Genomic DNA, 23,477 nt, shown 5'->3' with positions numbered 1-23,477 from the left:
TCAGCCGCGCCGCGCTGCCCATTCGGGGCGGAGAATGGACATCAGGAGGAAATCCGAGCGGCTGCCGTCGGGAAGAAGCGCTGCCTCGCGCAACACGCCTTCCTGGATGAAGCCGATCTTGCGGTAGACCGCCTGCGCACGCAGATTGCCGCTCACCACGTCGAGCCAGAGGCGATGGGCATTGGTTTCGAGAAAGGCAAAGTCGACGGCGCCGGCCAGCAGTGGCGTGCCCACGCCCTTTTCGGGGCTGGCAACGGCGATGCGCTTGACGCAGGCATTCCCGTCGCGCCGATTGAGATCCATAAGGATGACGAAGCCAAGCGTTTGACCATCGTCATCCTCGCCGATCAGGTACGCAAACGAGGGGCTCGCAAGCTGCGCCATGTGCTCGTCAACGCCATAGCATCCGATGAACTGGTCATAGCCCGGCTTGCGCTCGGTCTCCATGATGAACGGGATGTCGGCCTCCGTTGCACGGCGCAGGGATAGCGCCGTCACGGATCAGAACTCCACCGCTTCGACGCGCTTGTCGACGAAGCGCAGGCCGACACCGCCGGAGATCAGCTTCAGCGCGAGGTCACCGAACAGCTCCTTGCGCCAGCCCTGGAGAGCGGCCACTTCGGCCTTCTCGCCTTCGGCTGCGATCTTTTCCAGGTCTTCGCTGTTGGCGATGACCTTGGAGGCGACGCCGTGTTTTTCCGAGGTGAGGCGCAGCAGAACCTTCAAGAGTTCGACCGCCGACTGCGTGCCTTCGGGTGCATGCGCGTGACGTTGCAAATGCGGCATTTCAGACTTCGGAAGTGCAAGGGCCGTATTCACCTGTTCGATGATGGCGGCGCCTGAAGATGAGCGTTCCCAGCCCTTGGGGATGGTGCGCAAGCGTCCGAGCGCCTCCACATCCTTCGGCTGCTGCTGGGCGATTTCGTAGATCGCATCGTCCTTCAGCACACGTGAACGCGGCACGTTGCGGGCACGCGCCTCGCGCTCACGCCATGCGGCAACATATTGCATGACGGCAAGCTCGGTCGGCTTGCGCAGCCGCATCTTCAATCGCTGCCACGCTTGTTCCGGCGGCAGGTCATAGGTCTCGCGGGATTCGAGGATCGCCATTTCCTCGGTCAGCCATTCCGCCCGGCCTTCCGCTTCCAGCTGGCCTTTCAGCTTCAGATAGACATCGCGCAGATGGGTGACATCGGCCAGCGCATAATCGAGCTGCTTTTCCGACAGCGGACGGCGGCTCCAGTCGGTGAAGCGCGAGGTCTTGTCGATATGGACGTTCTTCACCTTCTGCACGAGCTGGTCATAGGAGACCGAGTCGCCGAAGCCGCAGACCATGGCCGCAACCTGCGTATCGAAGATCGGATGCGGGATCAGATCGCCGAGATGGAAGATGATTTCGATGTCCTGGCGGGCCGCATGGAAGACCTTCACCACGGCGGAATTCGCCATCAGTTCGAAGAAGGGCTTGAGGTCGATGCCCTTGGCCATCGGGTCAACGATGTATTCATGGTCCGGGCTCGCCATCTGGATGAGGCAGAGTTCCGGCCAGAAGGTCGTTTCGCGGAGAAATTCCGTGTCGATCGTGATGAAATCGGATTGGGCGAGGAGGCGGCAGGCCTCTTCGAGCGCAGCAGTGGTATCGATCATTTCGGCTCGGTCATGGAAACTACAGGATCAACCTTAGTTTCCCTTCTGGCCTTCCTTGTCAATATGAACGACTTGGAAAGCAGTCTGTAGCGGGCAATCCCGGGCCGATGTCCCCTTATTCGTCGAATTTGGCGCCCTTGAGAGCCGCGATGTTCTGGTTGTGGATGGCCTCGTAGGGTGCGAAGTAGGTGAGGGTTCCCGCTGCAAGCTCCGGCGCGATGAAGCTTTCAAGGCTCTGTTGGTCTAGGTCGGGATGATCCAGACGCGCAAGCAGTCGGGTAAGATAGTCGCGCGTGGCGATCACCAGAGACGGCGGATAGCCGCCGGATGCGATCACCTGCTCGTCGCCATGATTGGGCAGGATGCGGCTGAAATCGAGCTTCGCCAGTCGGTCGAGTTCGGCGATGTGACGCGCCGTGTTCTCGGGCTCCGAGATATAGGTGACACTGTCTTCCAGCGTGTCGCCGGCCAGCAGCACACCGAGATGCGGCAGCAGCAGAATAGTCCCATCGGCGCTGTGAATGTCGAACTGCATGAGCGTGACGGTGATGTCGCCGACCTGAAGCACCGTCTCGCCCTCGAAGGTCTCCGTCGGCATGACCACAGGGTTGATTGGCGGATCCTTCTCCGCCAGCACCTTGCGCTTCTCGATCAGCGTGTTGCGCGTCAGCGTGTTCGAGATGATCGGGCAGTCGATGAAGCCGGCATTGCCGGCGACATGATCGGTATGCCAGTGGCTGAGCACGACCCGGATGCTGGTGACGCCGAGGCTGGAGAGATGGCTGCGGATGGCCCGCGCATGGTCAAAGGAGATATGCGTGTCATAGACCAGCGCCTCTCGCCCCGAGACGATTGCATAGCTCGCAACGCCGAGGCTGTAGGCGCCGTCGTCGAGCCAGTTCGGCTTGTCGGAATGCAGACGTTTGCCGAGGATGCGTCCGTCGTAATAGGCAAACAGTCCCGGATAGGGCTCGTGGATCCGCATCGTCTCGGCAAGGCTCATACTCATGTTACCCGGAAATAGCCGGTCATGCCGGTCTTCTGGTGTTCGATGATGTGGCAGTGGAACACCCAGTCGCCCGGATTGTCGGCCACCAGTGCAAGCTGGATCTTTTCATCCGGCAGCACAAGATAGGTGTCCGAGACGAGCGGCTGCACCTGCCGCTTGTTCGAAGAAATGGCCTTGAAATTCATGCCATGCAGATGGATCGGATGCGCATGCGGCGTGACGTTCTCGACATTGAGCAGATAGGTCCGGCCGAGTTTCAGCTCGGCAATCGGCGCGGTCGGATCGGGTGTGTCGCCGGGATAGGGCACCTTGTTGATCGCCCAGAAGGAATAACCGAGCGTCCCGCAGATCGAATCGCGCGCCGCAGTTTCGGCGGTGGCGCTGAGCAGCAGCGGGATCTGGGTTGCGTTGGAGAGATCGGCGTCCACGCCGGCGTTTTGCACAAGCGGCCCGAGATCCCCGAGATCGCGTTTAAGCGATGAGCCAACGGCACGGAGCCGCGCAACGACCTTCGGTGTCGAGGGCCTGATGTCCTCCAGCACCATTTCCGACCCTTCGCTGTCGGCGATACGGACGGCGAGGTCCAGCCGCTGGCCGGGCGAGACGACGGCCATGTCGAGCGGCAGACGTTGAGGCACCGGGTGTCCGTCGATCGCGATGATCTGCGCGTCAGCGCCGGCAAGGCGCAAATTGTAGATCCGGGTCACATCGGCTGCAAGGACGCGGACCCGAACGACACCGCCCGCCGGAACGTCGTAGGACGGCTCCGGCTGCCAGTTGGCGGTCCTGAGCGTCCCGAAGGTGCCCGTCTTTGCCGCATCGCGCGGTTTGAACTGTTCGATGAACTGGCTGTTGCCGCCAAGCCGGAAGTCGCGCAGGTTCAGCACCACCTCGCCATCGAAGACGGGATCGCGGTCGTCTTCAACGATCATCACGCCCGCAAGGCCGCGGCCCATCTGGGTCAGCGTGTTGCAATGCGGATGATACCAGAAGGTGCCTGCATCCGGCGGCGAGAAGGCATAGTCGAAGCGGTCGCCGGTATAGACGTAGGGCTGGGTGACGAAGGGCACACCGTCCTGGTCGTTCGGCAACCGGATGCCGTGCCAGTGGATGGTGGTCGGTTCGTCCAGCCGGTTGATCAGCTGCGCCTTGAAGGCTTCGCCGCGTCTGGCGCGCAGGATCGGCGGGGAGGGGTCGACCGACGTCTGTCCGCCCAGTGCGTAACGCATCACCCCACGCGTCGCCTGCTTGCCGTCGAGCAAGACATCGCCTGTGAATGCCTCGATCTCGATCGGGTCGCTGGCAGCCAGCGCCTGGCTGAGACGCGGCATCACCGCAAGGCCTGTGCCGTAAGCGCCGAGCACGGCTGCGGATTTGAGAAGGGTACGGCGGGAAACAAAGGTCACGGTCGGAACTCTCGCTGAACGTCCCGTTTCTAAAGTTGAGGCGTGCGATCAGCAATAGTCCTGACCGTCCATGCTGTCGCAGGCCTGACGATGCTCAGGTTAGCCGCCGTCCTTTTCGTTCGGCGGCGTCGCAAGCTTGCTGAAGAATGTCGAGGTGCGCAGCAGGCTGCGGAAGCGCATACGCCGCTTTTCGGTCGGCACCGCGTCGCGCACGCGAATGCGGGCGAGCGTATATGCCGCAAAAAACGTCAACACGACGATGACGTAAGCGAAGAGCGCATGCGGCCCGAATGCCTCCATCAGGAAAGAGGCAATCAGCGGTCCGACGACAGCGCCGATCGACCAGAAGAACAGCGTGCCGGCCGAGACCAGCGCATGCTGGCCGGGTGCCGCATGGTCATTAGCATGCGCCGAGCAGAGCGAATAAAGCGGCAGCGCAAAGGCGCCGAAGGCGAAGATGCCGATGAAATTGGCAAGCTCCCCGTCACCCGCAAGGAAGGCGAGATAGATCGAGGCGAGCAGAGCGCCGATCGTCGAGACAAGGATGATCACGCGACGGTCGAGTTTGTCCGAATAATGCCCGAGCGGATATTGCAGCACGATTCCGGCAAAGATGCCGATGCTCATGAAGGTGGCGATCGCGGTTACCGACAGGCCGATGCCGTCGGCATAGATCGGCCCGAGCGACCGGAAGCTCGAATTGGTGAGCCCGATGACGATGCAGCCAACGGTGGCGAGCGGCGAGACCGACCAGAGTACCTTGATATCGAACTTCACGTCCTTGGGCGGCGCGGGGCTCGACTTGTCAGCAAACGAGATCGGCACGAGCGAAAGCGACAGCGCCATGGCGATGATGGCAAAGAGATCGATGCCGCTGACCCCGAAGAGCGGGATCATATATTGCGCCGCCGTCACCGAGCCGAGATCGACGAAACGGTAGACGGAAAGTGTGCGCGCTCGTGTGGCATTGGTGACGCGGGCGTTTAGCCAGCTTTCGACGACGGCAAACAAGCCGGCAAAGCAGACACCCTGCACGAGACGCATCAGGAACCAGGAGATCGGATCGATCACCAGCACCATCATGATCGAGGCGGCGGATGCGATGGCCGCGAGCGCGGAGAAAGCGCGGATATGCCCGATCGCCCGCATGATCTTGGTGATGTACACGCAGCCGAAGACAAAGCCGATGAAATAGCCCGCACCCACCATGCCGATCACGGAGGTGCTGAAGCCCTCCTCGATGCCGCGCAGCGCGATGAACGTGCCCTGCAATCCGTTGCCGCCGATCAGGATGCCGGCGGTGATGAGAAGCGGGATAAGGGGGCGGATGTCGTGCATGTGAGGGCCTGCAGGCCGCGGCGAGGGCGTGTGATCATTGAGTCGGTGCCGTGGCAGGTCTGAATTCGTAGACCTGTTCGACAGACGGCGACAGGCTAAAATCGCGGCCCATCGCCATCCGCCCGGATTTAACCGTCAGAGGAAGGGCCGCCCCTGGACGGCTTGAACGAAAGTGCCGACGACCACGGCAATGGAGATCAAGGCGCCGAGCGCAATGCCGGGTCTGGCGAGCCGGGGCGTGAAGCGGTCGAGGCCAAGGCCGAGGATCGGCAAGGCCTGCATGATATGGGTGGCGAAGAAATGCGGCACACGCAGATCCCCGCCGGTGCGCGACCAGCCGAACAGCGGCAACCCGCCGACATCCGTCTTGATGCCGCCGACCCAGTGACCCGGTCCGTCGATCTCGCCGCTGCCAAGGGCGAAGGCGGTGATCAGCGTGGCGATGCTGCCGAGCACAAGGCCCCAGCCGGCGCCGAGCAGAAGCCCGGAAGGCGCATCCGGCCTTGGCCGCAGCAGGATATAGACGCCGATCACCAGGCTCGACAGCACGAGCAATGCCGCACCCGCGCCCATCACGCTATAGGCCATCGCCTCGAAGGGCGTGCTGTCGTTGAAATGCGAGGCGCGGCCCCGGGCGGCCTGCAGGGTGATGTAGAAGACTTCGCCATTTGCCGTGATCGCCGCCATCAGGCTCGCCAGGAAAACGCCGAGCCCGGCCCGCGTGCGCGCCTCGATCAGCGGCAGGAGCAGGATGAGGGTCAGAAGCATCATGGCCAGCGATGCCTGGAACTTCAGCGGCTTGCTCCAGACGCTGATGCCGTTGATCAGCCGGTCGTCGAGGCTAAGCGCCACAAGGCTCGGAAGGGCCAGCGCCACCGACAATCCGATGCCGACGATCAGCACACGGCGGGTTCTTTGTTCGGCAGCAGCAAGGTCCGGCGACGGCGCGAGCATGACGCTGTCATTGAAGAGCATGGTCATCGGTCAGGCCTTTCGGGGCTTAAGCGCGGTTTCGCTCGCGCGGGTGAGATAAAAGAGCAGGAGGCCCAGCGGGCCAAACATGAAGGTCGCCACCAGCATTGGCGCCTGCAGCAGGCGATTGTAGCCGCGCCTGTCCGCCTCGACGGCAATCCAGGTGCCAATGAAGAGATCGAAGGCGAGGTAATGCACCCAGCCGGCGACAAGCACGGGGTCGCTGGTGAACAGCGCCCGAACCTCGGCGATCGAGCCAAAGCCGCCACCCTCGACGCGGAAGAAGTAGACGAAGACGAGCACCGCATAGGTGAGCGAAAGCGCCCCGATCAGGCCGAAACGAATGAAGGCGATGAGGGCTGCCCAGCGCGGCGCGAGGATGAGCAGCATCCAGCCTGCCATCGCAGTGCTGCTGGCAATCGAAAACACGGTGTCGGGGGACATGGGAGCCTCATCTTGACGGTGACAAGATAACAATGCGGCATAACTTGGCAATGTCAAGATTGATTTTGACGACGTGGGTGCGACCGGTTATGAAGGGGCATGGCAAGACAGAAATCCTATCACCATGGCGACCTGCGCCAGGCGCTGATCGGCACCGGGCTCGACATGCTCGAAGAGCAGGGCCTGGAAGGCCTGACGCTCCGCAAACTCGCCGCCCGGGTCGGCGTCTCCCATGCGGCCCCCGAACATCATTTCCCGACCCTGCGTCACCTGATGACCGCCTTTGCCGTCGAAGGCTTCAGGCTGTTTGCCGCCTCGATGCGGGAGGCCATGGCGGCAGCCCCTGATGATCCGGCAGAGCAGCTACGGGCCGCCTCCCGCGGCTATCTGAACTTTGCCAGGTCCCGCCCGCATCTCTTCCGCCTGATGTTCACCGCCAACCGCCTCGACTGGGACGACCCGGCCATAGGCCCGCCCGCCAACGCTGCCCATGCCGTGCTCGAAGAGGTCTCGTGGCCGGTGGCAAAGCGGATGAAGCTGGATACGCCGGAGGGCAGGGCGGCCGTCGAGCAACTCGTCTGGTCGCAGATCCACGGCCACGCGCATCTGATGATCGACGGCAAGCTGCCACCGGAAGGCGACGGCGGCACCGGCTGCGAGCCGTTTGCGGCGCCGCTGGATCTGGCGAGTGTGCTTTTGCCGGAGTGAGGCGGGGGAGACTGGCTTGCGCGTTTATCAAGGTCATTCAACGCACTGCGAAGCTTTCTTGAATGCCGTCACTGCCGCGTATCACAGTAGGTCGCCTAAGTGACCGTGTTATCGGACGTACAGTGCTATGGGATGTCTCAGCGCGAGGTGACCGTCATTCTGCGCGTAGCCTGTAGTATTGGCATGCAAAGTTGCAGATAATTGACCTAACGGGCACGTGCATCTCGAAGACGTTTTACCACATCGCGAGCCAGCGTCTCGAACCGGAAAGCATCTGTGATGCTCACCTCCTCCAAATGCGCAGCCCTATTTCGCAATTTCCTTAGGTCGTTGATGATATTCATCGTGGGGGTGTCGATAACGCCAAAAGTATGAAGTTGTCTGGCAGTCTCAAAAGCGTAACGTCTTGGTTCCTGACTCGGTAGCCCTGAGTTCCGGAAGGACTGCTCCAACTCCAGCTCCACATCGCGCCAAGCATTCAGTACAGCCGCGCTCGGAGAGAGTTTGGCAAGCTCATTGAACTTCTGCTGCTGATTAGCAACTCGCATAAGTTCCGGCTTGATATCGATATGCGGCACCAGAAGGTCAGTAGGCACCGCTACGCTTGGCTGATCAGGGGAAGGCGGAGAGGGAGCTTCAAGCTCAGGATTAGACGTCGCAGGTTCGGGAGCCGGCGGTAAGTCACCAACTTGCGCCTCGATCTTATCAAGATCTTCCCGAAACTGTACCTCAGCGTCGCCGTATTTGGCGCCTTTTACACGCTTCAGCAGGTTGTTGATGTGCCCCCGAAATATCAGGGCGACAATCACAAGGGCGATCGGCCATGCCGTCGAACCAATGACCGATGATGACCATTCTAACCAGCTCATGCCGCTGTTCATCCCCCTCAGATCATCGCATGGTTCCAAGCGCTGGCCTCGTCCTCAAGCTACCGCTTCCCCGGCAGACTGCTGTACCCGAAGAGTTACGACTTGCACATCTTCCGTCTCGTTACGCAACAAAGAAACGAACGCCCATTCACGACCTAAAGTGACGATACGATGGGCCTGTAACAAGTTCGCAATTTTCTGCCCCCACTCCACGACCTCCGAGAACTCGTTCTCCACATGCGATTTGGTGGAGTTGCCCCATAAAAACCGGACAGGATCAGATTTCTGTTTGACGGTTTAAGAACTCGCGCGGTGACCGATATCCCAAAGCCTTGTGCGGGTGAAGCATGTTGTAATGCTCGAACCACAATGGCAGTTGGGCGATGACGGTTTCGGCGTCCGGAATGGGGTTGACCGAAACGTAGTCGCGCTTGAATGTTTTGACGAATGCTTCGGCCATTCCGTTTGACTGAGGGCTGCGGACCGGCGTTGTGCAAGGCTCCATCCCGATATCCCGCAGCAGCGATTTCGTGTCTGCCGCAATAAAGCAGGATCCATTGTCGGTCAGCCATTCAATGGGCTTGGGAAGGGTATTAATGCGACCGAAGCGGTTCTCGACGGCGGTGATGACAAGGTCCTTAACATCTTCGCTCTTGATGCCTTCAGTTGTGGCAACATGGGCAATGGCCTCGCGGTCACAGCAGTCGAGCGCAAAGGCCACGCGCACCTTTTCCTTGTTGTCGCAGCCGATTTCAAAGCCGTCAGAACACCAACGTAGGTTCGAGTGCTCCACAGCCACACGGCCGTCATGGCGACGGCTATCAATGGCTCCAGTATGGCGTTGGAGAAGCAGGCCATGCACCTTCATCACCCGATAAACGCGTTTGGCGTTCGGCCATGGACGGCTTTCGCTGCGGGCTTTACGTCGCAAGATCGCATGAACCCGGCGGTATCCATAGGTCGGCATCTCGGAGATGATCGCTTTGATTTCATCGACGAGCTCATCATCCGCCAACGGAGGCCGACCACGGGCTTTGGAGGAATGCTGTTTCACTCGCTCTGCCATGTTTGACCGGGCGATACCAAAAGTCTCGCACACAGCCGTCATCGGGAACTTCCCCTCGGCAATGACAGCGAGCGCAACAGGTGTTTTTTTGGGCCGGTGGCGATCTCAAGCGCCTCTTTGAGAATCTCGCCTTCCATCGTCTTCTTGCCGAGCAAACGCTGCAGTTCTTTGACCTGGTTCTGAAGGGCACGATATTCGGACGCCGGAACGACGTCTTCCTCCGCAGCAGTTGCCGTCAGAGCCCCTTGGGTGGCAAGCTTGCGCCAGGTGAACAACTGGTTCGGTTGAATGCCGTAACGCCGAGCAACGATGCTGACGGTCGCGTCCGGCTCATATGTCTCCTGGATGATCGCAAGCTTCTCTGCCGTCGACCAGCGACGGCGGCGCTCAGGGCCGGACAGGACTTCTATCTTAGGGCTGTGACTGGTCATAATGGGCACATTACCTCGCACACTTATCAAGTGGGAGATCGTGTCCGGAGATTTATGGGGCCATTACATTTGGCTTTGATAAGGTTCTTGAGGCTTCCCCTATGCAAAAAGTCGCCACTACCTGCCCAAATAGTCGCAAGCTCCTCCTTAGTCGCAAATGGTCCACCCTCCCAGTGATCGAGATGCCATCCTATCTCGGTTTTCTTGAGAGTGCCGGGCACAGGAAAGAAGTCGTCGTGCAAATTGCCGAGTGCATCAAATATTTGCCCTGGCTTATATTCTTTGCGCAGGTTGCCCGGTACTTGATCGATCAGATCGCCGTGAGCGACCAGACAAGCGAGACCAATTATCTCGCAGAGCATACGGATCTGTAAAATACCGAACTCTCGGATGATCTGTGAGGGTATTCCCCGCAGATTGTCCGTGACGGTGTTAATGGCCAACAGTCGGGCTTTCGCCTCAACCATCAATTCATGGTAGCGCAACTGATCCTGCGACTTCTCTTCAATCGACATAGCCCCTCCGGTATGCCGGAAATAAGCAAACATACCACATCGACGGCAATCTGTTCCTAAAGGTTAGCTTGCCTGCGCCTCGCGAAAGGCAGCATATCGCCTAGCCATATGCAGCGTATCCGCTCCGGGCTGCCTGTATTCCGATTCAGCGCACCGCTACGCCCCAACACCACGCAGCCTTGACAAATCAGGCGCACCATGCGCTTTTCCGCCCGATTTTCTATCGGCTGGCCGTATGCCGGATTCTTGTGCCCGCCAGCCGTCTATCAGTCCAGGAAAGCACTTGATCATGCATCGTTACCGCAGCCACACCTGTGCCGCTCTTCGCAAGTCCGACGTCGGTCAGACCGTCCGCCTCTCGGGCTGGGTCCATCGCGTTCGTGACCATGGCGGCGTGCTCTTCATCGATCTGCGCGACCATTACGGCATTACCCAGGTCGTGGCCGATCCGGATAGCCCGGCTTTCAAGCTGGCTGAAACCGTGCGCGGCGAATGGGTCATCCGCATCGATGGCCTGGTCAAGGCCCGTTCGGAAGAGACCACCAACAAGGCCATGGCAACCGGTGAGATCGAACTCTACGCTCAGGAAATCGAAGTTCTCTCGGCTGCCAAGGAATTGCCGCTGCCGGTCTTCGGCGAGCCCGACTATCCGGAAGACGTGCGCCTGAAGTACCGCTTCCTCGATCTGCGCCGCGACACGCTGCACAAGAACATCGTCAAGCGCACCCAGATCATTTCGTCGATGCGCACGGGCATGGCCGCTGCCGGCTTTGCCGAATATTCGACGCCGATCCTGACGGCCTCGTCGCCGGAAGGTGCGCGCGACTTCCTCGTGCCGAGCCGCATCCACGAAGGCAAGTTCTTCGCACTGCCCCAGGCGCCGCAACAGTACAAGCAGCTGCTGATGGTCGCCGGTTTCGACCGCTATTTCCAGATCGCGCCCTGCTTCCGCGACGAAGACCCGCGCGCCGACCGTCTGCCGGGCGAGTTCTACCAGCTCGACGTCGAGATGAGCTTCGTCACCCAGGAAGATGTCTGGTCGACGATGGAGCCGATGATGACCTCGGTCTTCGAGCAGTTCGCCGAAGGCAAGCCGGTCACCAAGGAATGGCCGCGCATTCCTTACGATGTCGCGATCCGCAAATATGGCTCCGACAAGCCGGACCTGCGCAACCCGATCGTCATGGAAGGCGTCACCGACCACTTCCGCGATTCCGGCTTCAAGGTCTTTGCCGGCATGATCGCGTCCAACCCGAAGGTGGAGATCTGGGCGATCCCCGCCAAGACCGGCGGCTCCAGAGCATTCTGCGACCGCATGAACGCCTGGGCGCAATCGACCGGCCAGCCGGGCCTCGGTTACATTTTCTGGAAGGAAGAGGACGGCAAGATTGCCGGCTCCGGCCCTCTCGCCAAGAACATCGGCGAAGAGCGTACCGAAGCGATCCGTCAGCAGCTCGGCCTCGAACCGGGCGATGCGGCCTTCTTCGTCGCCGGCGATCCGGCCAAGTTCTACAAGTTTGCCGGTGAAGCCCGCACCCGCGCCGGCGAGGAACTGAACCTCGTCGACCGCGACCGTTTCGAAATGTGCTGGATCGTCGACTTCCCGTTCTATGAATACAACGAGGAAGAAAAGAAGATCGACTTCGCCCACAATCCCTTCTCGATGCCGCAGGGTGGTCTGGAAGCGCTGGAAAGCCAGGATCCGCTGTCGCTCAAGGCCTATCAGTATGACGCGGTCTGCAACGGCTTCGAAATCGCCTCGGGCTCGATCCGTAACCAGTCGCCGGAACTGATGGTCAAGGCCTTCGAGAAGGTCGGTCTGAGCCAGCAGGATGTCGAGGAACGCTTCGGCGGCATGTACCGCGCCTTCCAGTATGGTGCGCCTCCGCATGGCGGCTGCGCCTTCGGCATCGACCGCGTGGTCATGCTGCTCGTCGGCGCGAAGAATCTGCGCGAAATCTCGATCTTCCCGATGAACCAGCAGGCCCAGGACCTTTTGATGAACGCCCCGTCGCCGGCAACGCCAGCCCAGCTGCGCGATCTGGCCCTGCGCGTCGTGCCGCAGCCGAAGAAGGACTGAGCCGCAGAGCGGACCGTTAAATGACGAAGGCCGGGAGCGATCCCGGCCTTTTTCGTTGATCCAAGGTATAAAAAAGCCCGGCTGCTTTCGCGGGCCGGGCTTCTCCATCAATCGATAACGATCAGTCGTTGGCGGTGACCTTGAGGCCGATCAGGCCCGGAATGGTTTCCGGTGCGCCCATGGCGGCGCCCATGATCATCGGGAAGGCGACCGGGTTGGCAGGCGCTGCAGCGATGGTCAGCGCCTTCGGATCGTCGATATAGGTGTTCACGGCGGCAGAGATTTCGTTCTGGATCGCGCCGAGCTTGGCTTGGGCAAGCAGGATCGGGACCATGCCCTTGACCATCTGCGCCATCTGGGCGCCGTCGGCACCGTTGCTCTTGCCGGCATAGTCGAGGCCGCGCTTGGTGATGCCGGCATCCTCGAAGCGGATCTGGGCGTCGACCAGCGTCATCTGCTGCACGAGGCCGAGCATGGCAAGACCCGCTGCTTGCTGGGCCTGCTCGTTCTGCGGCTGTGCCTGCATCATGCGGGCCTGTTCCTGCATCTGCTTGACGAGATCGAGCGTGTAGCCGGACATCGAGAAGGCGAGGGAGAGCTTGCCGACATTGGCGAAATCGATCGAGTAGTCCTCGATGTCGATCGTGCCGCTTTCGACTTCCCAGCTGCCGGACATGTTCATGCTGCCGTCGAGCGTGGTGAGGCCCAGCGCTTCGATCTGTGCCTTGGTCTGCGGGTCCTCGACGGTGCTGAGATCGGCCTTCACGCCGGTGACGTTGCCTTCGAAGGTGATCGTGCTCTCGTCGTCCGACAGACCCATCGTGCCGACCGCTTCCGCCATCGAGAACACCGACTTGCCATCGACGGTCACTTCGACCGGGCCGCTATGGGCTTCTTCGTAGAACATCAGCGAATCAATGCCCTCGGCATTGGCGTCGCCGGGCACATAGACGCCGGCCAGATAGAGATCCTGGACCTTGAAAGTCGACGTCTCCTCGGTGACGTTCACCTCGGGGAATTCGACGCGTTCGATGAAATAGGCGCCGCCTTCTTCCTCGGTCACGCCTTCCAGCGTCAGTTCTTCGAGCATCAGGGGCTTTTCAGCCGTAGCGCCTTCCACACCAAGCTTCAGGCCCTTGAAGACGACGTTCGATCCATCGACCTCGACGTTCTCAGCCGTGATGTTGCTGCCACCCGTCGCAAAGGCAGCATTGATCTTCTTCAACAAATCCTGCCCGTCCAGCGCAAAGGCAGGACCGGCGAAGACTGTGAGCGCAGCGCTCGCGAGCAGAAGTCGGGTGGAGCTGTACTGGGTCATGAGAAGGTCCTTCGTGCTGGTTCCGCGAGAAGTGCGGACAAAATTGGTCGGCGATATTTATAAGTGGGATTGAAAAAACGTCCACCGGTTTTCGCCATAGCCTGATGCAGCAAGATTGCGGCGTGATGGCGGTCACATCGCCTTAATCCACAGGCAGAATCCCCGGATTCCTTGCTGTTGCGGGTCTTCTCCGATAGGGGAAACCCATGGGGACAAATCAGCTTCCGCCCGATGAGGGTGGCGATCACATTCTTCCTGTTGACCTGAAGGCGGCGCTCGAAGAGCGCTATCTCGCCTATGCCTTGTCGACGATCATGCATCGTGCGCTGCCGGACGTCCGCGACGGCCTGAAGCCCGTGCATCGCCGCATCATCCACGCGATGAGCGAGATGGGCATTCGCCCGAACTCGGCCTTCAAGAAATGCGCCCGTATCGTCGGCGACGTCATCGGTAAGTTCCACCCGCATGGCGACCAGTCGGTCTATGACGCCTTGGTGCGCCTCGCGCAGGATTTCTCGCAGCGCTATCCGGTCGTGGACGGGCAGGGCAACTTCGGCAACATCGACGGCGACAGTGCAGCCGCCTATCGTTACACCGAAGCCCGCATGACCGACGTCGCGGCCCTGCTGCTCGAGGGCATCGATCAGGACGCGGTCGATTTTCGCCCGACCTATAACGAGGAAGACGACGAGCCGACGGTTCTGCCGGGTGCCTTCCCGAACCTGCTGGCCAACGGCGCCTCGGGCATCGCGGTCGGCATGGCGACGTCCATTCCTCCGCACAACGCCCATGAGCTCTGCGACGCGGCCCTCTACCTGATCAAGAACCCCGGCGCTCCCGTCGAGGAGCTGCTGGCAGATCCCGCCCATCCGGAACGCGGCGGCATCGAAGGCCCCGACTTCCCGACTGGAGGCGTGATCGTCGAGAGCCGCGCCTCGATGCTCGAAACCTATCGCACCGGTCGCGGTGGTTTCCGCGTCCGTGCCAAATGGGAGACCGAAGACCTCGGCCGCGGCGGCTACCAGATCATCGTCACCCAGATCCCGTTCCAGGTGCAGAAGTCGCGCCTGATCGAAAAGATCGCCGAACTGCTGATAGCCCGCCGCCTGCCGCTTCTGGAAGACGTGCGCGACGAAAGCGCGGAAGATGTTCGCCTCGTCCTCGTCCCGAAGAGCCGCACGGTCGACGCCACGCTGCTGATGGAATCGCTCTTCAAGCTCACCGAGCTCGAAAGCCGCATTCCGCTCAACATGAACGTCCTCTCCCAGGGCAAGGTGCCGAAGGTCATGGCCCTCAACGAGGTGCTGACCGAGTGGCTCGCCCATCGCAAGGACGTTCTCATCCGCCGTTCGAAGTTCCGTCTGGCTGCCATCGATAGACGCCTTGAAATCCTCGGCGGGTTGCTGATCGCCTATCTCAACCTCGACGAGGTGATCCGGATCATCCGCGAGGAAGATGAGCCGAAGCCTGTCCTGATCGCCAAATGGGATCTGACCGACAATCAGGCCGAAGCCATTCTCAACATGCGGCTCCGCAATCTGCGCAAGCTCGAAGAGTTCGAGATCCGCAAGGAGCATGAGGCGCTGTCGGCCGAGAAGGCCGAAATCGAATCCCTGCTCGCCTCCGATGACAAGCAGTGGCAGACCGTCGCCTGGGAAATCGGCGAGGTGAAGAAGAAATACGCCAAGGCGACCGAGCTCGGCCGCCGCCGCACCGTCTTCTCCGACGCTCCGAGTGCGGATGTCGAAGCGATCCAGCAGGCGATGATCGAAAAGGAACCGATCACCGTCGTCATCTCCGAAAAGGGCTGGATCCGCGCGCTGAAGGGCCACATCTCCGAGACCTCGTCGCTGACCTTCAAGGAAGGCGACGGATTGAAGGTGGCCTTCCCGGCCCAGACGACGGACAAGATCCTGCTCGTGACCACGGGCGGCAAGGTCTACACGCTCGGCGGTGACAAGCTGCCCGGTGGCCGTGGCCACGGCGAGCCACTGCGCATCATGGTCGACATGGAAAACGATCAGGACGTGCTGACCGCCTTTGTCCATGATGCAAGCCGCAAGCTGATCTTCGTCTCTACCGCTGGCAACGGCTTCATCGTGCCGGAAGGGGAGGTTGTCGCCAACACCCGCAAGGGCAAGCAGGTGATGAATGTCGGCATGCCTGATGAGGCAAAGCTCGTGGTCCCCGTCAGCGGCGATCATCTGGCGGTCGTTGGCGAAAACCGCAAGCTCGTGGTCTTCCCCCTGACCCAGATCCCTGAAATGACCCGCGGCAAGGGCGTGCGCCTGCAGCGCTACAAGGATGGCGGCATCTCCGACGTCAAGTTCTTCGCGATCGCAGACGGTCTGACATGGGCCGACAGTGCCGGACGCACCTTCACCAAGACGAAGGATGAACTCGTCGAATGGCAGGGTGATCGCGCCTCGGCCGGCCGCCTTGTCCCGAAGGGTTTCCCGCGCAGCGGCAAATTCTCGGGCTGATCCCAGGGCCTCAGACAATGACAGCCGGTCGCTTCCGTCCGGCTTTTGTCTGTCAGCCACGCTCCCAAATCGACCAGACACCCATCAGCGTCGCTGCATTGCCGAGGATGAAGTGCGATACGATGGGGCCAGCGAGGTTCCGATACTTCAGGTGCAACCAGCCCCAGACAATGCCGGAGACGAGGGCGACGACGGCGAGCGGCTGAGAATAGTGCAGATGCAGGGTGGAGAAGATCAGCGAGGTGATCACGATCGCCGACATCGGGCGGGTTTTGCCCGGCATCAGATCGGCAATCGCCGTCAGCAGCACCCCGCGGCAGATCCACTCCTGCAGTGGCGCGACGATGATGTAGGTGTAGACGGTGATCGTCACCAGCTTCGGGTCGAGTATCGGCGTTCCCTGAAGCTCCGGATAGAGAATGGTGCGGAAATAGGCCATGGCGGCCAGAGCGACGGCGCTGATGGCCAGTCCCATGCCAATCGACTTCCAGAGGTTCTCCATCCGGATGCCCATGTCGTGTCGCGTCAGACCGCAGCGCACGGTCAGTCCCCAGATGACGAAGGCGCCCCAGACTTCCATCACCCGCGAAGTCCAGAACATCACCTGCGACTGATGGGTCTCCTTGAGATTGGTCAGGATGAGGCTGTTCACCAGGGCGTAGATGTTGATCATCAGAACCATGGTGACGAAGAGGAAGGCCAGCGCGTGATAGCGCCGATCAGCCTGCTCGAGCGCCACGAACTGCTGCCTGAGCTTGCCGTAACTCGCCGACAGCTGAGCATAGATCTTGTGGAAGAAGAGGGTGGCGAGTTCGGGCCGATCGCTCAGGAACTCGCGATACTGCGCGCGGTCGATTGTCCAGCCACGCAGCGGGGTCAGTGTTCTGGCCGAAGCGCTGCGCGGATCGCCGCTGATCAGCCCCAATTCCCCGATCAGGGACCCTTCGCCGGCGATCGCGAGAACATTGCCGCTCTCCTCGTCATAGACCTCGATCTCGCCCTCGGCGATCAGGATGGCGAAGCTGCTGTCATCGCCTTTTCGGAAGAGGAGTGTGCCTGCTTCATGCTGCACCGGATCGACATGGCTGCGGAAGGCGTCGAGATAGCTGTCGCTCACCCTGATGGAGGTGTCTTTCAGCAGCTTCTCGGCAAAATCAGGCTGTCCGGTCCGTTGAGTTGCGTCGACCGTGCTCATGCGTGTATCCGTCCAGATTGGAATCTGGCCGGATACTACTGATTTCGTTCAGGAAACGCAGAGGTGTCGATCGTCCAATTCTGGGGTCAATCAGCACTCGCCCTCAAAGGCCGGACACGCTCGCCAGTCGCGGAAAGGACTTGATCTTGACTTCGTCGATCGGCACCGGACGGCCGAGATAATAGCCCTGGCCGAGTTCGATCCCGAGTTCGTGCATAAGCTCGACGTGGTCAGCCGTCTCCAGGCCCTCGATCAGGATCTTCAGGCCGCGATTGCGGATGAGGCGGATGATGTCCTCGAGCATGGCGCGCCCTGCCGGACGGCGGGCGTCCTGCAGGAAGGAGCGATCGATCTTGACGGTGTCGAATGGGAACAGGCGCAGCCAGGAGAGGCCGGCAAAGCCCGTGCCGAAGTCGTCGAGCCAGATGCGGATCCCGAGCGCCTGCAGATCGGTGATGCAGCGGATGACATCCGACTGCCCTTCCATGTCGATGCCCTCGGTGATCTCGAAGGCGAGCTGCGAACCGGAAACGCCGGTCTCTTCGAGGATCGTAGAGACGGCCAGCGCAAAGCCGCGCGACTTGAGCTGAATGGCCGATACATTGACGCTCGCCATCGGCGCTATGCCGGTCGCCAGCACTTCGGTGCAGGCCCGGCGGATCGCCCAGAGGCCGAGATCGAGGATGGCGCCGGTGCGCTCGGCGACCGGGATGAACTGGGCCGGCGACAGCGGCGTGCCGTCGACCATCTTCATCCGCATCAGCGACTCGACCGCTTCGATGCGGCCGGTGCGAAGGTTCTGGATCGGCTGATAGACGAGATGAACCAGGTCGTTCTTGACCGCCATCCTCAGCGTCGCCGCGATGTTCTCATTGTCGTCGCTGGTCAGAGGATCGTTCGGGTTGAACAGCCGGATGCAGTTGCGACCGTTCGCCTTGGCCGAATAGAGCGCCCGGTCCGCCTCGTTGATGATGCGTTCGAGCTTGGGGCCGCTCTGCGGACGCGTATAGGAGGCACCGACACTGACGGTCACCACCGCCTGGCCATCACGTCGCTGGTCGTGGACGAGATGCAGTCCCTCCACGGCGCTGCGGATGATCTCGCAAAGCGCCATGACTTGATCGCGGCCCGTGACGCGTGACAGCACGATGAACTCTTCGCCGCCGTAGCGGCCGACCGATGCATTGAGCGGCTTCAGCGTGTCGTTGAGCACGCTCGCGACCAATATCAGGCAGCGGTCGCCGGCCTGATGGCCATAGAAGTCGTTGTATTTCTTGAAGAAGTCGACATCGACCAAGATCGCAGCAAAGGCCTTGCCTTCGCTCTGCCAGTCGTTCCAGTAGTCGCGGAGTCGCTTGTCGACAGCGCGGCGGTTTTCGACGCCAGTCAGATAGTCAGTGTTGGAGAGGCGCTCGAGCGCGAGCCCACGTTTTTCCGATTCTCGATGTTGGTGCGCCGCTTCAAGCGCGTTTAAGAATACGTTGTAGCGCTCCCCGTTCAGCTTCCAGTTCACGTAAGAGGTGAAAATGAAGCAGGAAACGTAAAAGAGCCCGAAATTGATCGCGTAGACCAGATCGCCGGGGAACATAGCCAGCATACTGCCAAGTAGGATACCCAACACCGCGACAGAGGTAACGACCGACAGCACGAACGGAAAAATGAAAAAGAGGTTGGCCCCCATCATGAAAATGGTGCCGAAGATCATGTAGAGGCGAATACTCTCGACAGCCGTAGTCTGAAGCGCCGGCAGCAACCACACGACATATCCTGCCACGATTGATGCCGCGGAAATCGTTTCGATCACGCTGGCCCTTGCTTTGCCCCAGCAGAAAATCTCAAGGACTACAAGTGACCCCACGCCTACCACGAGGCGGGCGAGGATTGTGGCAGACGCCACGTCCGGGATGAGGACGAGGTCACTGACGGAAAACAGCATGTAGACGAAGACAGCGACCCACAGGCCCTGTCGAGCACTAGTGACGCGGACAGGACCGGTATGGGTCTGATACAGCCTACGCAACGCCGAGACCGGCGCTTGGCTTGGGCAGGTTTTGCCAGTCGCTTCAAGATCGTTGAGGGCAGCGTGCGACATGAAAGGTTCCATTGGTCTCCACTGCGCCGGTTTGGGATGCTTGCTTGATCGGCCCGTTAGTCCGTCTCTCAGCCATCATCCACCCGTGCTTTCTCTGAACATTCCGGCGTTATCCGCATCGGCGAAGGACCCGGCAGGTGTTTTCGTATCCATATTTCAAGTCTCTAGGCATTGGTCCGGCTCGTCACAGGACGACGACCACCGCGCTGTTAACCAAACTCCTCAAAAGTTACCAAATCGAGTCGCGCAATCTCGCAGCTGCACATATGGTAACTGAAGTATTAACGAGGTTTTCGTTGTTCACGGTGGTGCGGTATATGAGTCAAACTGGATTTACACTCGACGGTGAGAGCTTGATTACTCCGGAAGCGATCGCCGCCCATGTCGTCGCGCCGGGTACGGAATGGAGGGATGAGGAGTTAAGGACAGCCCGCACGGCGCTGGGCCTCACCCTCGGAATAGCTTTGCAGCAATTCGAGCAGGGTGCCGAGCCTCGACAGATCATTCATCGGATTGCAGGTTCTCTACACGACATCCGGAAGCGCTATTCGCCCAGCGTCTGGCAGCAGCTGATACCGATCGCCCAACAGCATCCGGTTGCTAGGTACTTCCTGGAAGACCCGTTCACTCGTTGGTCCTTCGAAAAGCCACGCGGTTATTCCGGGGATGCACAGTTGCTCGACTTCATCTACGGGCATCCGAGTGTTGCCGATAGAATTGCGGGGGCGTCGCCTTTGGGTAAAGCTCTCTACAACTACACCAAGGATGCGTCGTCATCAGTTGCAGTCCGCGAGCGTCGTGATCTTCTCACCCAACATGTTGATGAAATTGCTTCTTCGCGCGGCAGCGGAGCGGAAGTTCTGACGATTGCCGCAGGCCACTTGCGCGAAGCCAACCGGTCTTTTGCCTTACAGGAAGGTCGTCTGAAACGTTGGGTCGCGCTTGATCAGGATCCACTCAGTGTAGGTTCGATTAGCCGGGACTTGGGTGGTACCTGCGTGGAAGCAGTTGATGGTTCGGTGCGCGGAATTCTTGCCGGTCGCCATGACTTCGGAAAGTTCGACTTTGTGTACGCGGCCGGGCTATACGACTACTTGAACGACAAAGTTTCCATAAAGCTTACCCAGCGCTGCTTGAATATGCTCAAGCCTAATGGTGTTTTCCTGTTTGCCAATTTTGCCACCGATATCATGGTCGATGGCTACATGGAAACCTTCATGAATTGGGCGCTTTTGTTGCGCTCAGAGACCGACATGAGGCGCATTATCAACGGTAGCGTGGGTGACCTTCCGGTCGAAGCCACCGTGCGCTTCGGCCAGAACAAGAACATCGTCTACGGCATTATCCGCAAACTGTCCTGATATGAGACAGCCCTTCGCAGCGATCCAGCTGCGAAGGGCTGACCTGTCCCGAAATGGGACCGTCCGTCCCACGTCTTTTTATGGATTCAGCCCTCGGAATCGAGGGGGAAACGTGTCCAGCCCTGGTTCATCAGGTGTTCCTGCGGCTGGAAGCGCGTCTTGTAGCCCATCTTCTTCGAGCCCTGCACCCAGTAGCCGAGATAGACATGCGGCAGGCCGAGCGCCTTGGCCCTGCGAATGTGGTCGAGCACCATCATCGTGCCGAGTGACCGCTTTTCCATTTCCGGATTGTAGAACGAATAGACCATCGACAGCCCGTCGCTCATCAGGTCGGACAGCGCAACCGCGATCAGTTCTCCCCGCGGCTGGGCCGAGATGCCGTCGCCCGGTGAGCGCAGCCGGTACTCGATGACCCGCGTCTGCACATGGCTGTCCTCGACCATGATCGCATAGTCGAGCGCCGACATGTCCGACATGCCGCCGTTCTGGTGCCGATGGTCGAGATAGTGGCGGAAGAGAGAGAATTGCTCCGTCGAAGGCTGGGCCGGAAAGACGGTGGAAACCAGATCCGTATTGGCGGCCTCGACGCGTTTGAAGCCACGGCTCGGTTCGAACTCATTGACCAGCACCCGGACCGACACACAGGCGCGGCAGGATTCGCAGGCCGGGCGATAGGCGATATTTTGAGACCGACGGAAACCGCCTTGTGTCAAAAGATCGTTCATCTCCGTCGCACGCTGCCCAACCAGGTGGGTGAACACCTTCCGCTCCATCTCTCCCGAAAGATACGGGCACGGCGCAGGCGCCGTCAGGTAGAATTGTGGGGAGGGGCTGGTCTGCGTGTTCATATGCGGATGAAGAGAATCCTTTGGCGTGACCTGTCAGAAGTAGGATGGCGCAAGAATGAAAAAGGTCAACACTCCGGCGTGATGCCGGAGTGCATTGTCGCAATAGGAGATTGTGACGCTTAGTAGGTTCGTACCGCAGCCGTGCCGAGCAGCAGGTCATGCACCAGGCGCGAACGCTCGATGAACAGGCCGGCGAGAAGCACGAGCGGCGTCAGCACGGAGTTGAGGATCCAGAACAGTGCGAGGTGGGCGACCGCCGTGACGAAGTCGATCTTGCGACCATCGAGGCGGACCATGGCAATGCCCATCATCCGCATGCCCGGCGTGGACTGGGACGGACCCGCCAGAGACATGCCGAAATAGAGACCGGCGACGACGAAGAACAGGATCGGATAGAGAAGCCAGCCGAGGCCAAGCGTCAGGATGCCGAGAAAGAAGACCACCACGGCCGCCGGGATCCAGAGGAGGCCGATGAACAGGTAGTCGACGAGGAAGGCAAAGACGCGCCGCGAAAGCACGCCGCTATAGGCGCGCCAGTCTTCGGGGGCGGCATAGGACGAATTGCTGTCGAGGCTCATATCAGGCTCCTTTGAGGTTGTGCCTCAGATATGGGGAGCCCGATGCCGAATACAATAATCCGTGAACCTCAGCCCTGTTTGGCCAGAAGACGTGCCACTTCGGGTGCGAAATAGGTGAGGATCCCATCGCAGCCGGCCCGTTTGAAGCAGAGCAGCGTTTCCAGCATGGCGCGCTCGCCGTCGATCCAGCCATTGGCGGCGGCAGCCTTGATCTGGCTGTATTCGCCGGACACCTGATAGGCAAAGACAGGAAGCCCGAAGCTTTCCTTGAGGCGCCAGCAGATGTCGAGGTACGGAAGGCCAGGCTTGACCATCAGCATGTCTGCGCCTTCCTCGACATCGAGTGCTGCATCGCGCACGGCTTCGGTGCCGTTGGCCGGGTCGATGTAATAGGTCTTCTTGTCACCCTTCAAAAGGCCGCTGGTCGAGATCGCCTCGCGGTAAGGGCCGTAGTAGCAGGAGGCGAACTTGGTGGCATAGGACATGATGCCGACGCTCTGGTGACCGGCGGCATCCAGCCCGCGGCGGATCGCTCCGATACGGCCATCCATCATGTCGGAGGGCGCAATAATGTCGGACCCGGCATCGGCCTGGGCAACAGCAGCGCGCACCAGCTGATCCACCGTCTCGTCATTGACGATTTCACCGTCGCGCAGGATGCCGTCATGCCCATGGCTGGTGAATGGGTCGAGCGCCACATCGGTGATGACGCCGATATTGGGAACCGCCTTCTTGATCGCAGCTGTTACCTGATTGAGGAGGTTGTTGCCCTTCAGGACTTCCGAGCCGGTCTGATCGCGCAGCTCCATTTCCACATTCGGGAAAGTCGCGAGTGCCGGAATGCCGAGGTCGGCCGCTTCCCTGGCAGCCTCGACCGCCTTGTCGACGCTCATTCTGAAGACGCCGGGCATTGCCGCGATCGGCTCCATGATGCCGGAGCCCGGCACGACAAAGATCGGCCAGATCAGGTCATCGACCGTCAGGCGGTTCTCCAGAACCATGCGGCGCTGCCAGTCGGCCTTGCGCAGGCGGCGCATGCGCCGGTGGCCGGTGACGTCGTCTACCTGATGTGTCTTGTCCGTCATGATCGCGATCCTTCGTCTCTGTCCGGCTGCTG

20 protein-coding genes are annotated in these 23,477 nt (G+C 60.4%); 4 read left to right on the top strand and 16 right to left on the bottom strand.

What is annotated here, in order from left to right; all coding sequences use genetic code 11:
- The 7 genes from BSY240_RS05845 to BSY240_RS05815 all read right to left on the bottom strand — a co-directional run bounded on the left by BSY240_RS05845 (position 1) and on the right by BSY240_RS05815 (position 6,816).
- On the bottom strand, positions 1-498 hold the full coding sequence (locus BSY240_RS05845; RefSeq protein WP_083229565.1) for a GNAT family N-acetyltransferase: 498 nt from the start codon (positions 496-498) through the stop codon (positions 1-3).
- 3 nt (positions 499-501) lie between these two features.
- Positions 502-1,647 (bottom strand): ribonuclease D, encoded by a 1,146-nt coding sequence (gene rnd, locus BSY240_RS05840; RefSeq protein ID WP_054150551.1) that lies wholly within the window; start codon positions 1,645-1,647, stop codon positions 502-504.
- Between the two features lie 115 nt (positions 1,648-1,762).
- The gene (locus BSY240_RS05835; protein WP_150127529.1) at positions 1,763-2,650 is read right to left on the bottom strand and encodes an MBL fold metallo-hydrolase; all 888 of its coding nucleotides are present in this window, start codon (positions 2,648-2,650) and stop codon (positions 1,763-1,765) included.
- A 2-nt stretch (positions 2,651-2,652) separates the two neighbouring features.
- Positions 2,653-4,062 carry a multicopper oxidase family protein gene (locus BSY240_RS05830; RefSeq protein WP_069041691.1) on the bottom strand — a complete coding sequence of 470 codons (1,410 nt, stop codon included), beginning with the start codon at positions 4,060-4,062 and terminating at the stop codon, positions 2,653-2,655.
- A 99-nt stretch (positions 4,063-4,161) separates the two neighbouring features.
- Positions 4,162-5,400, bottom strand: coding sequence for an MFS transporter (locus tag BSY240_RS05825; protein ID WP_069041690.1), 1,239 nt, complete (start codon positions 5,398-5,400; stop codon positions 4,162-4,164).
- A gap of 135 nt (positions 5,401-5,535) precedes the next feature.
- Positions 5,536-6,381: a hypothetical protein gene (locus tag BSY240_RS05820; RefSeq protein ID WP_069041689.1), complete on the bottom strand. Its 846-nt coding sequence runs from the start codon at positions 6,379-6,381 to the stop codon at positions 5,536-5,538.
- A gap of 3 nt (positions 6,382-6,384) precedes the next feature.
- Entirely contained in the window at positions 6,385-6,816 is a 432-nt protein-coding gene (locus tag BSY240_RS05815; protein ID WP_069041688.1) for an ABA4-like family protein, read from the bottom strand.
- Between the two features lie 99 nt (positions 6,817-6,915).
- Between BSY240_RS05815 and BSY240_RS05810 the strand changes: the two genes are divergently transcribed.
- The gene (locus tag BSY240_RS05810; RefSeq protein WP_069041687.1) at positions 6,916-7,524 is read left to right on the top strand and encodes a TetR/AcrR family transcriptional regulator; all 609 of its coding nucleotides are present in this window, start codon (positions 6,916-6,918) and stop codon (positions 7,522-7,524) included.
- Positions 7,525-7,730: 206 nt separating this feature from the next.
- Here BSY240_RS05810 and BSY240_RS05805 read toward each other — a convergent pair whose 3' ends face one another.
- The 3 genes from BSY240_RS05805 to BSY240_RS05790 all read right to left on the bottom strand — a co-directional run bounded on the left by BSY240_RS05805 (position 7,731) and on the right by BSY240_RS05790 (position 10,405).
- Entirely contained in the window at positions 7,731-8,393 is a 663-nt protein-coding gene (locus BSY240_RS05805; protein ID WP_069041686.1) for a hypothetical protein, read from the bottom strand.
- Between the two features lie 277 nt (positions 8,394-8,670).
- A protein-coding gene (locus BSY240_RS05800) for an IS3 family transposase (protein ID WP_150127408.1) occupies positions 8,671-9,890 on the bottom strand; the annotation gives its coding sequence in 2 pieces (ribosomal slippage) (positions 8,671-9,548 and positions 9,548-9,890; 1,221 coding nt in all).
- Between the two features lie 26 nt (positions 9,891-9,916).
- On the bottom strand, positions 9,917-10,405 hold the full coding sequence (locus BSY240_RS05790; protein ID WP_150127407.1) for a hypothetical protein: 489 nt from the start codon (positions 10,403-10,405) through the stop codon (positions 9,917-9,919).
- Between the two features lie 289 nt (positions 10,406-10,694).
- On the opposite strand from BSY240_RS05790, the gene aspS reads away from it, so the two are divergent.
- On the top strand, positions 10,695-12,485 hold the full coding sequence (aspS, locus tag BSY240_RS05785; protein WP_069043842.1) for an aspartate--tRNA ligase: 1,791 nt from the start codon (positions 10,695-10,697) through the stop codon (positions 12,483-12,485).
- Between the two features lie 121 nt (positions 12,486-12,606).
- Here the strand turns inward: aspS and BSY240_RS05780 are convergent, their stop codons facing one another.
- Complete coding sequence (locus BSY240_RS05780; protein ID WP_069041682.1) at positions 12,607-13,803, bottom strand: hypothetical protein; 1,197 nt, start codon at positions 13,801-13,803, stop codon at positions 12,607-12,609.
- Between the two features lie 206 nt (positions 13,804-14,009).
- Here BSY240_RS05780 and parC point away from each other — a divergent pair, with 206 nt between their 5' ends.
- A complete protein-coding gene (gene parC / locus BSY240_RS05775) occupies positions 14,010-16,286 on the top strand; it encodes a DNA topoisomerase IV subunit A (RefSeq protein WP_069041681.1) in 2,277 nt (758 codons plus the stop codon).
- Between the two features lie 52 nt (positions 16,287-16,338).
- Here parC and BSY240_RS05770 read toward each other — a convergent pair whose 3' ends face one another.
- Together BSY240_RS05770 and BSY240_RS05765 are read right to left on the bottom strand one after the other, a co-directional pair.
- A complete protein-coding gene (locus BSY240_RS05770) occupies positions 16,339-17,481 on the bottom strand; it encodes a CPBP family glutamic-type intramembrane protease (RefSeq protein WP_069041680.1) in 1,143 nt (380 codons plus the stop codon).
- A 103-nt stretch (positions 17,482-17,584) separates the two neighbouring features.
- Positions 17,585-19,573: a putative bifunctional diguanylate cyclase/phosphodiesterase gene (locus BSY240_RS05765; protein WP_150127406.1), complete on the bottom strand. Its 1,989-nt coding sequence runs from the start codon at positions 19,571-19,573 to the stop codon at positions 17,585-17,587.
- A gap of 317 nt (positions 19,574-19,890) precedes the next feature.
- Between BSY240_RS05765 and BSY240_RS05760 the strand changes: the two genes are divergently transcribed.
- Positions 19,891-20,934: a methyltransferase gene (locus BSY240_RS05760; protein WP_069043841.1), complete on the top strand. Its 1,044-nt coding sequence runs from the start codon at positions 19,891-19,893 to the stop codon at positions 20,932-20,934.
- 86 nt (positions 20,935-21,020) lie between these two features.
- Here the strand turns inward: BSY240_RS05760 and BSY240_RS05755 are convergent, their stop codons facing one another.
- The 3 genes from BSY240_RS05755 to hemB all read right to left on the bottom strand — a co-directional run bounded on the left by BSY240_RS05755 (position 21,021) and on the right by hemB (position 23,445).
- Positions 21,021-21,782, bottom strand: coding sequence for an arginyltransferase (locus BSY240_RS05755; protein ID WP_069041678.1), 762 nt, complete (start codon positions 21,780-21,782; stop codon positions 21,021-21,023).
- A 119-nt stretch (positions 21,783-21,901) separates the two neighbouring features.
- Positions 21,902-22,360: an RDD family protein gene (locus BSY240_RS05750; protein ID WP_069041677.1), complete on the bottom strand. Its 459-nt coding sequence runs from the start codon at positions 22,358-22,360 to the stop codon at positions 21,902-21,904.
- 68 nt (positions 22,361-22,428) lie between these two features.
- Positions 22,429-23,445, bottom strand: a complete 1,017-nt coding sequence (hemB, locus tag BSY240_RS05745; protein ID WP_069041676.1) for a porphobilinogen synthase — start codon at positions 23,443-23,445, stop codon at positions 22,429-22,431.
- Positions 23,446-23,477: the final 32 nt, after the last annotated feature.

The sequence above is a fragment of the Agrobacterium sp. RAC06 genome (assembly GCF_001713475.1).
Classification (GTDB): domain Bacteria; phylum Pseudomonadota; class Alphaproteobacteria; order Rhizobiales; family Rhizobiaceae; genus Allorhizobium.
The sequence above is the reverse complement of the archived record's forward strand: the minus strand, read 5'-3'. Positions and strand labels throughout refer to the sequence as shown.

Bases quoted from the DNA above. Each gene is read 5' to 3' on its own strand.
- BSY240_RS05835 (WP_150127529.1), bottom strand. From the start codon at position 2,650: ATGAGCCTTGCCGAGACGATGCGGATCCACGAGCCCTATCCGGGACTG.
- BSY240_RS05820 (WP_069041689.1), bottom strand. From the start codon at position 6,381: ATGACCATGCTCTTCAATGACAGCGTCATGCTCGCGCCGTCGCCGGAC.
- BSY240_RS05815 (WP_069041688.1), bottom strand. From the start codon at position 6,816: ATGTCCCCCGACACCGTGTTTTCGATTGCCAGCAGCACTGCGATGGCA.
- BSY240_RS05765 (WP_150127406.1), bottom strand. From the start codon at position 19,573: ATGTCGCACGCTGCCCTCAACGATCTTGAAGCGACTGGCAAAACCTGC.
- BSY240_RS05780 (WP_069041682.1), bottom strand. From the start codon at position 13,803: ATGACCCAGTACAGCTCCACCCGACTTCTGCTCGCGAGCGCTGCGCTC.
- BSY240_RS05770 (WP_069041680.1), bottom strand. From the start codon at position 17,481: ATGAGCACGGTCGACGCAACTCAACGGACCGGACAGCCTGATTTTGCC.
- hemB (WP_069041676.1), bottom strand. From the start codon at position 23,445: ATGACGGACAAGACACATCAGGTAGACGACGTCACCGGCCACCGGCGC.
- BSY240_RS05825 (WP_069041690.1), bottom strand. From the start codon at position 5,400: ATGCACGACATCCGCCCCCTTATCCCGCTTCTCATCACCGCCGGCATC.
- rnd (WP_054150551.1), bottom strand. From the start codon at position 1,647: ATGATCGATACCACTGCTGCGCTCGAAGAGGCCTGCCGCCTCCTCGCC.
- BSY240_RS05790 (WP_150127407.1), bottom strand. From the start codon at position 10,405: ATGTCGATTGAAGAGAAGTCGCAGGATCAGTTGCGCTACCATGAATTG.
- aspS (WP_069043842.1), top strand. From the start codon at position 10,695: ATGCATCGTTACCGCAGCCACACCTGTGCCGCTCTTCGCAAGTCCGAC.
- BSY240_RS05810 (WP_069041687.1), top strand. From the start codon at position 6,916: ATGGCAAGACAGAAATCCTATCACCATGGCGACCTGCGCCAGGCGCTG.
- BSY240_RS05805 (WP_069041686.1), bottom strand. From the start codon at position 8,393: ATGAGCTGGTTAGAATGGTCATCATCGGTCATTGGTTCGACGGCATGG.
- parC (WP_069041681.1), top strand. From the start codon at position 14,010: ATGGGGACAAATCAGCTTCCGCCCGATGAGGGTGGCGATCACATTCTT.
- BSY240_RS05760 (WP_069043841.1), top strand. From the start codon at position 19,891: ATGAGTCAAACTGGATTTACACTCGACGGTGAGAGCTTGATTACTCCG.
- BSY240_RS05755 (WP_069041678.1), bottom strand. From the start codon at position 21,782: ATGAACACGCAGACCAGCCCCTCCCCACAATTCTACCTGACGGCGCCT.
- BSY240_RS05750 (WP_069041677.1), bottom strand. From the start codon at position 22,360: ATGAGCCTCGACAGCAATTCGTCCTATGCCGCCCCCGAAGACTGGCGC.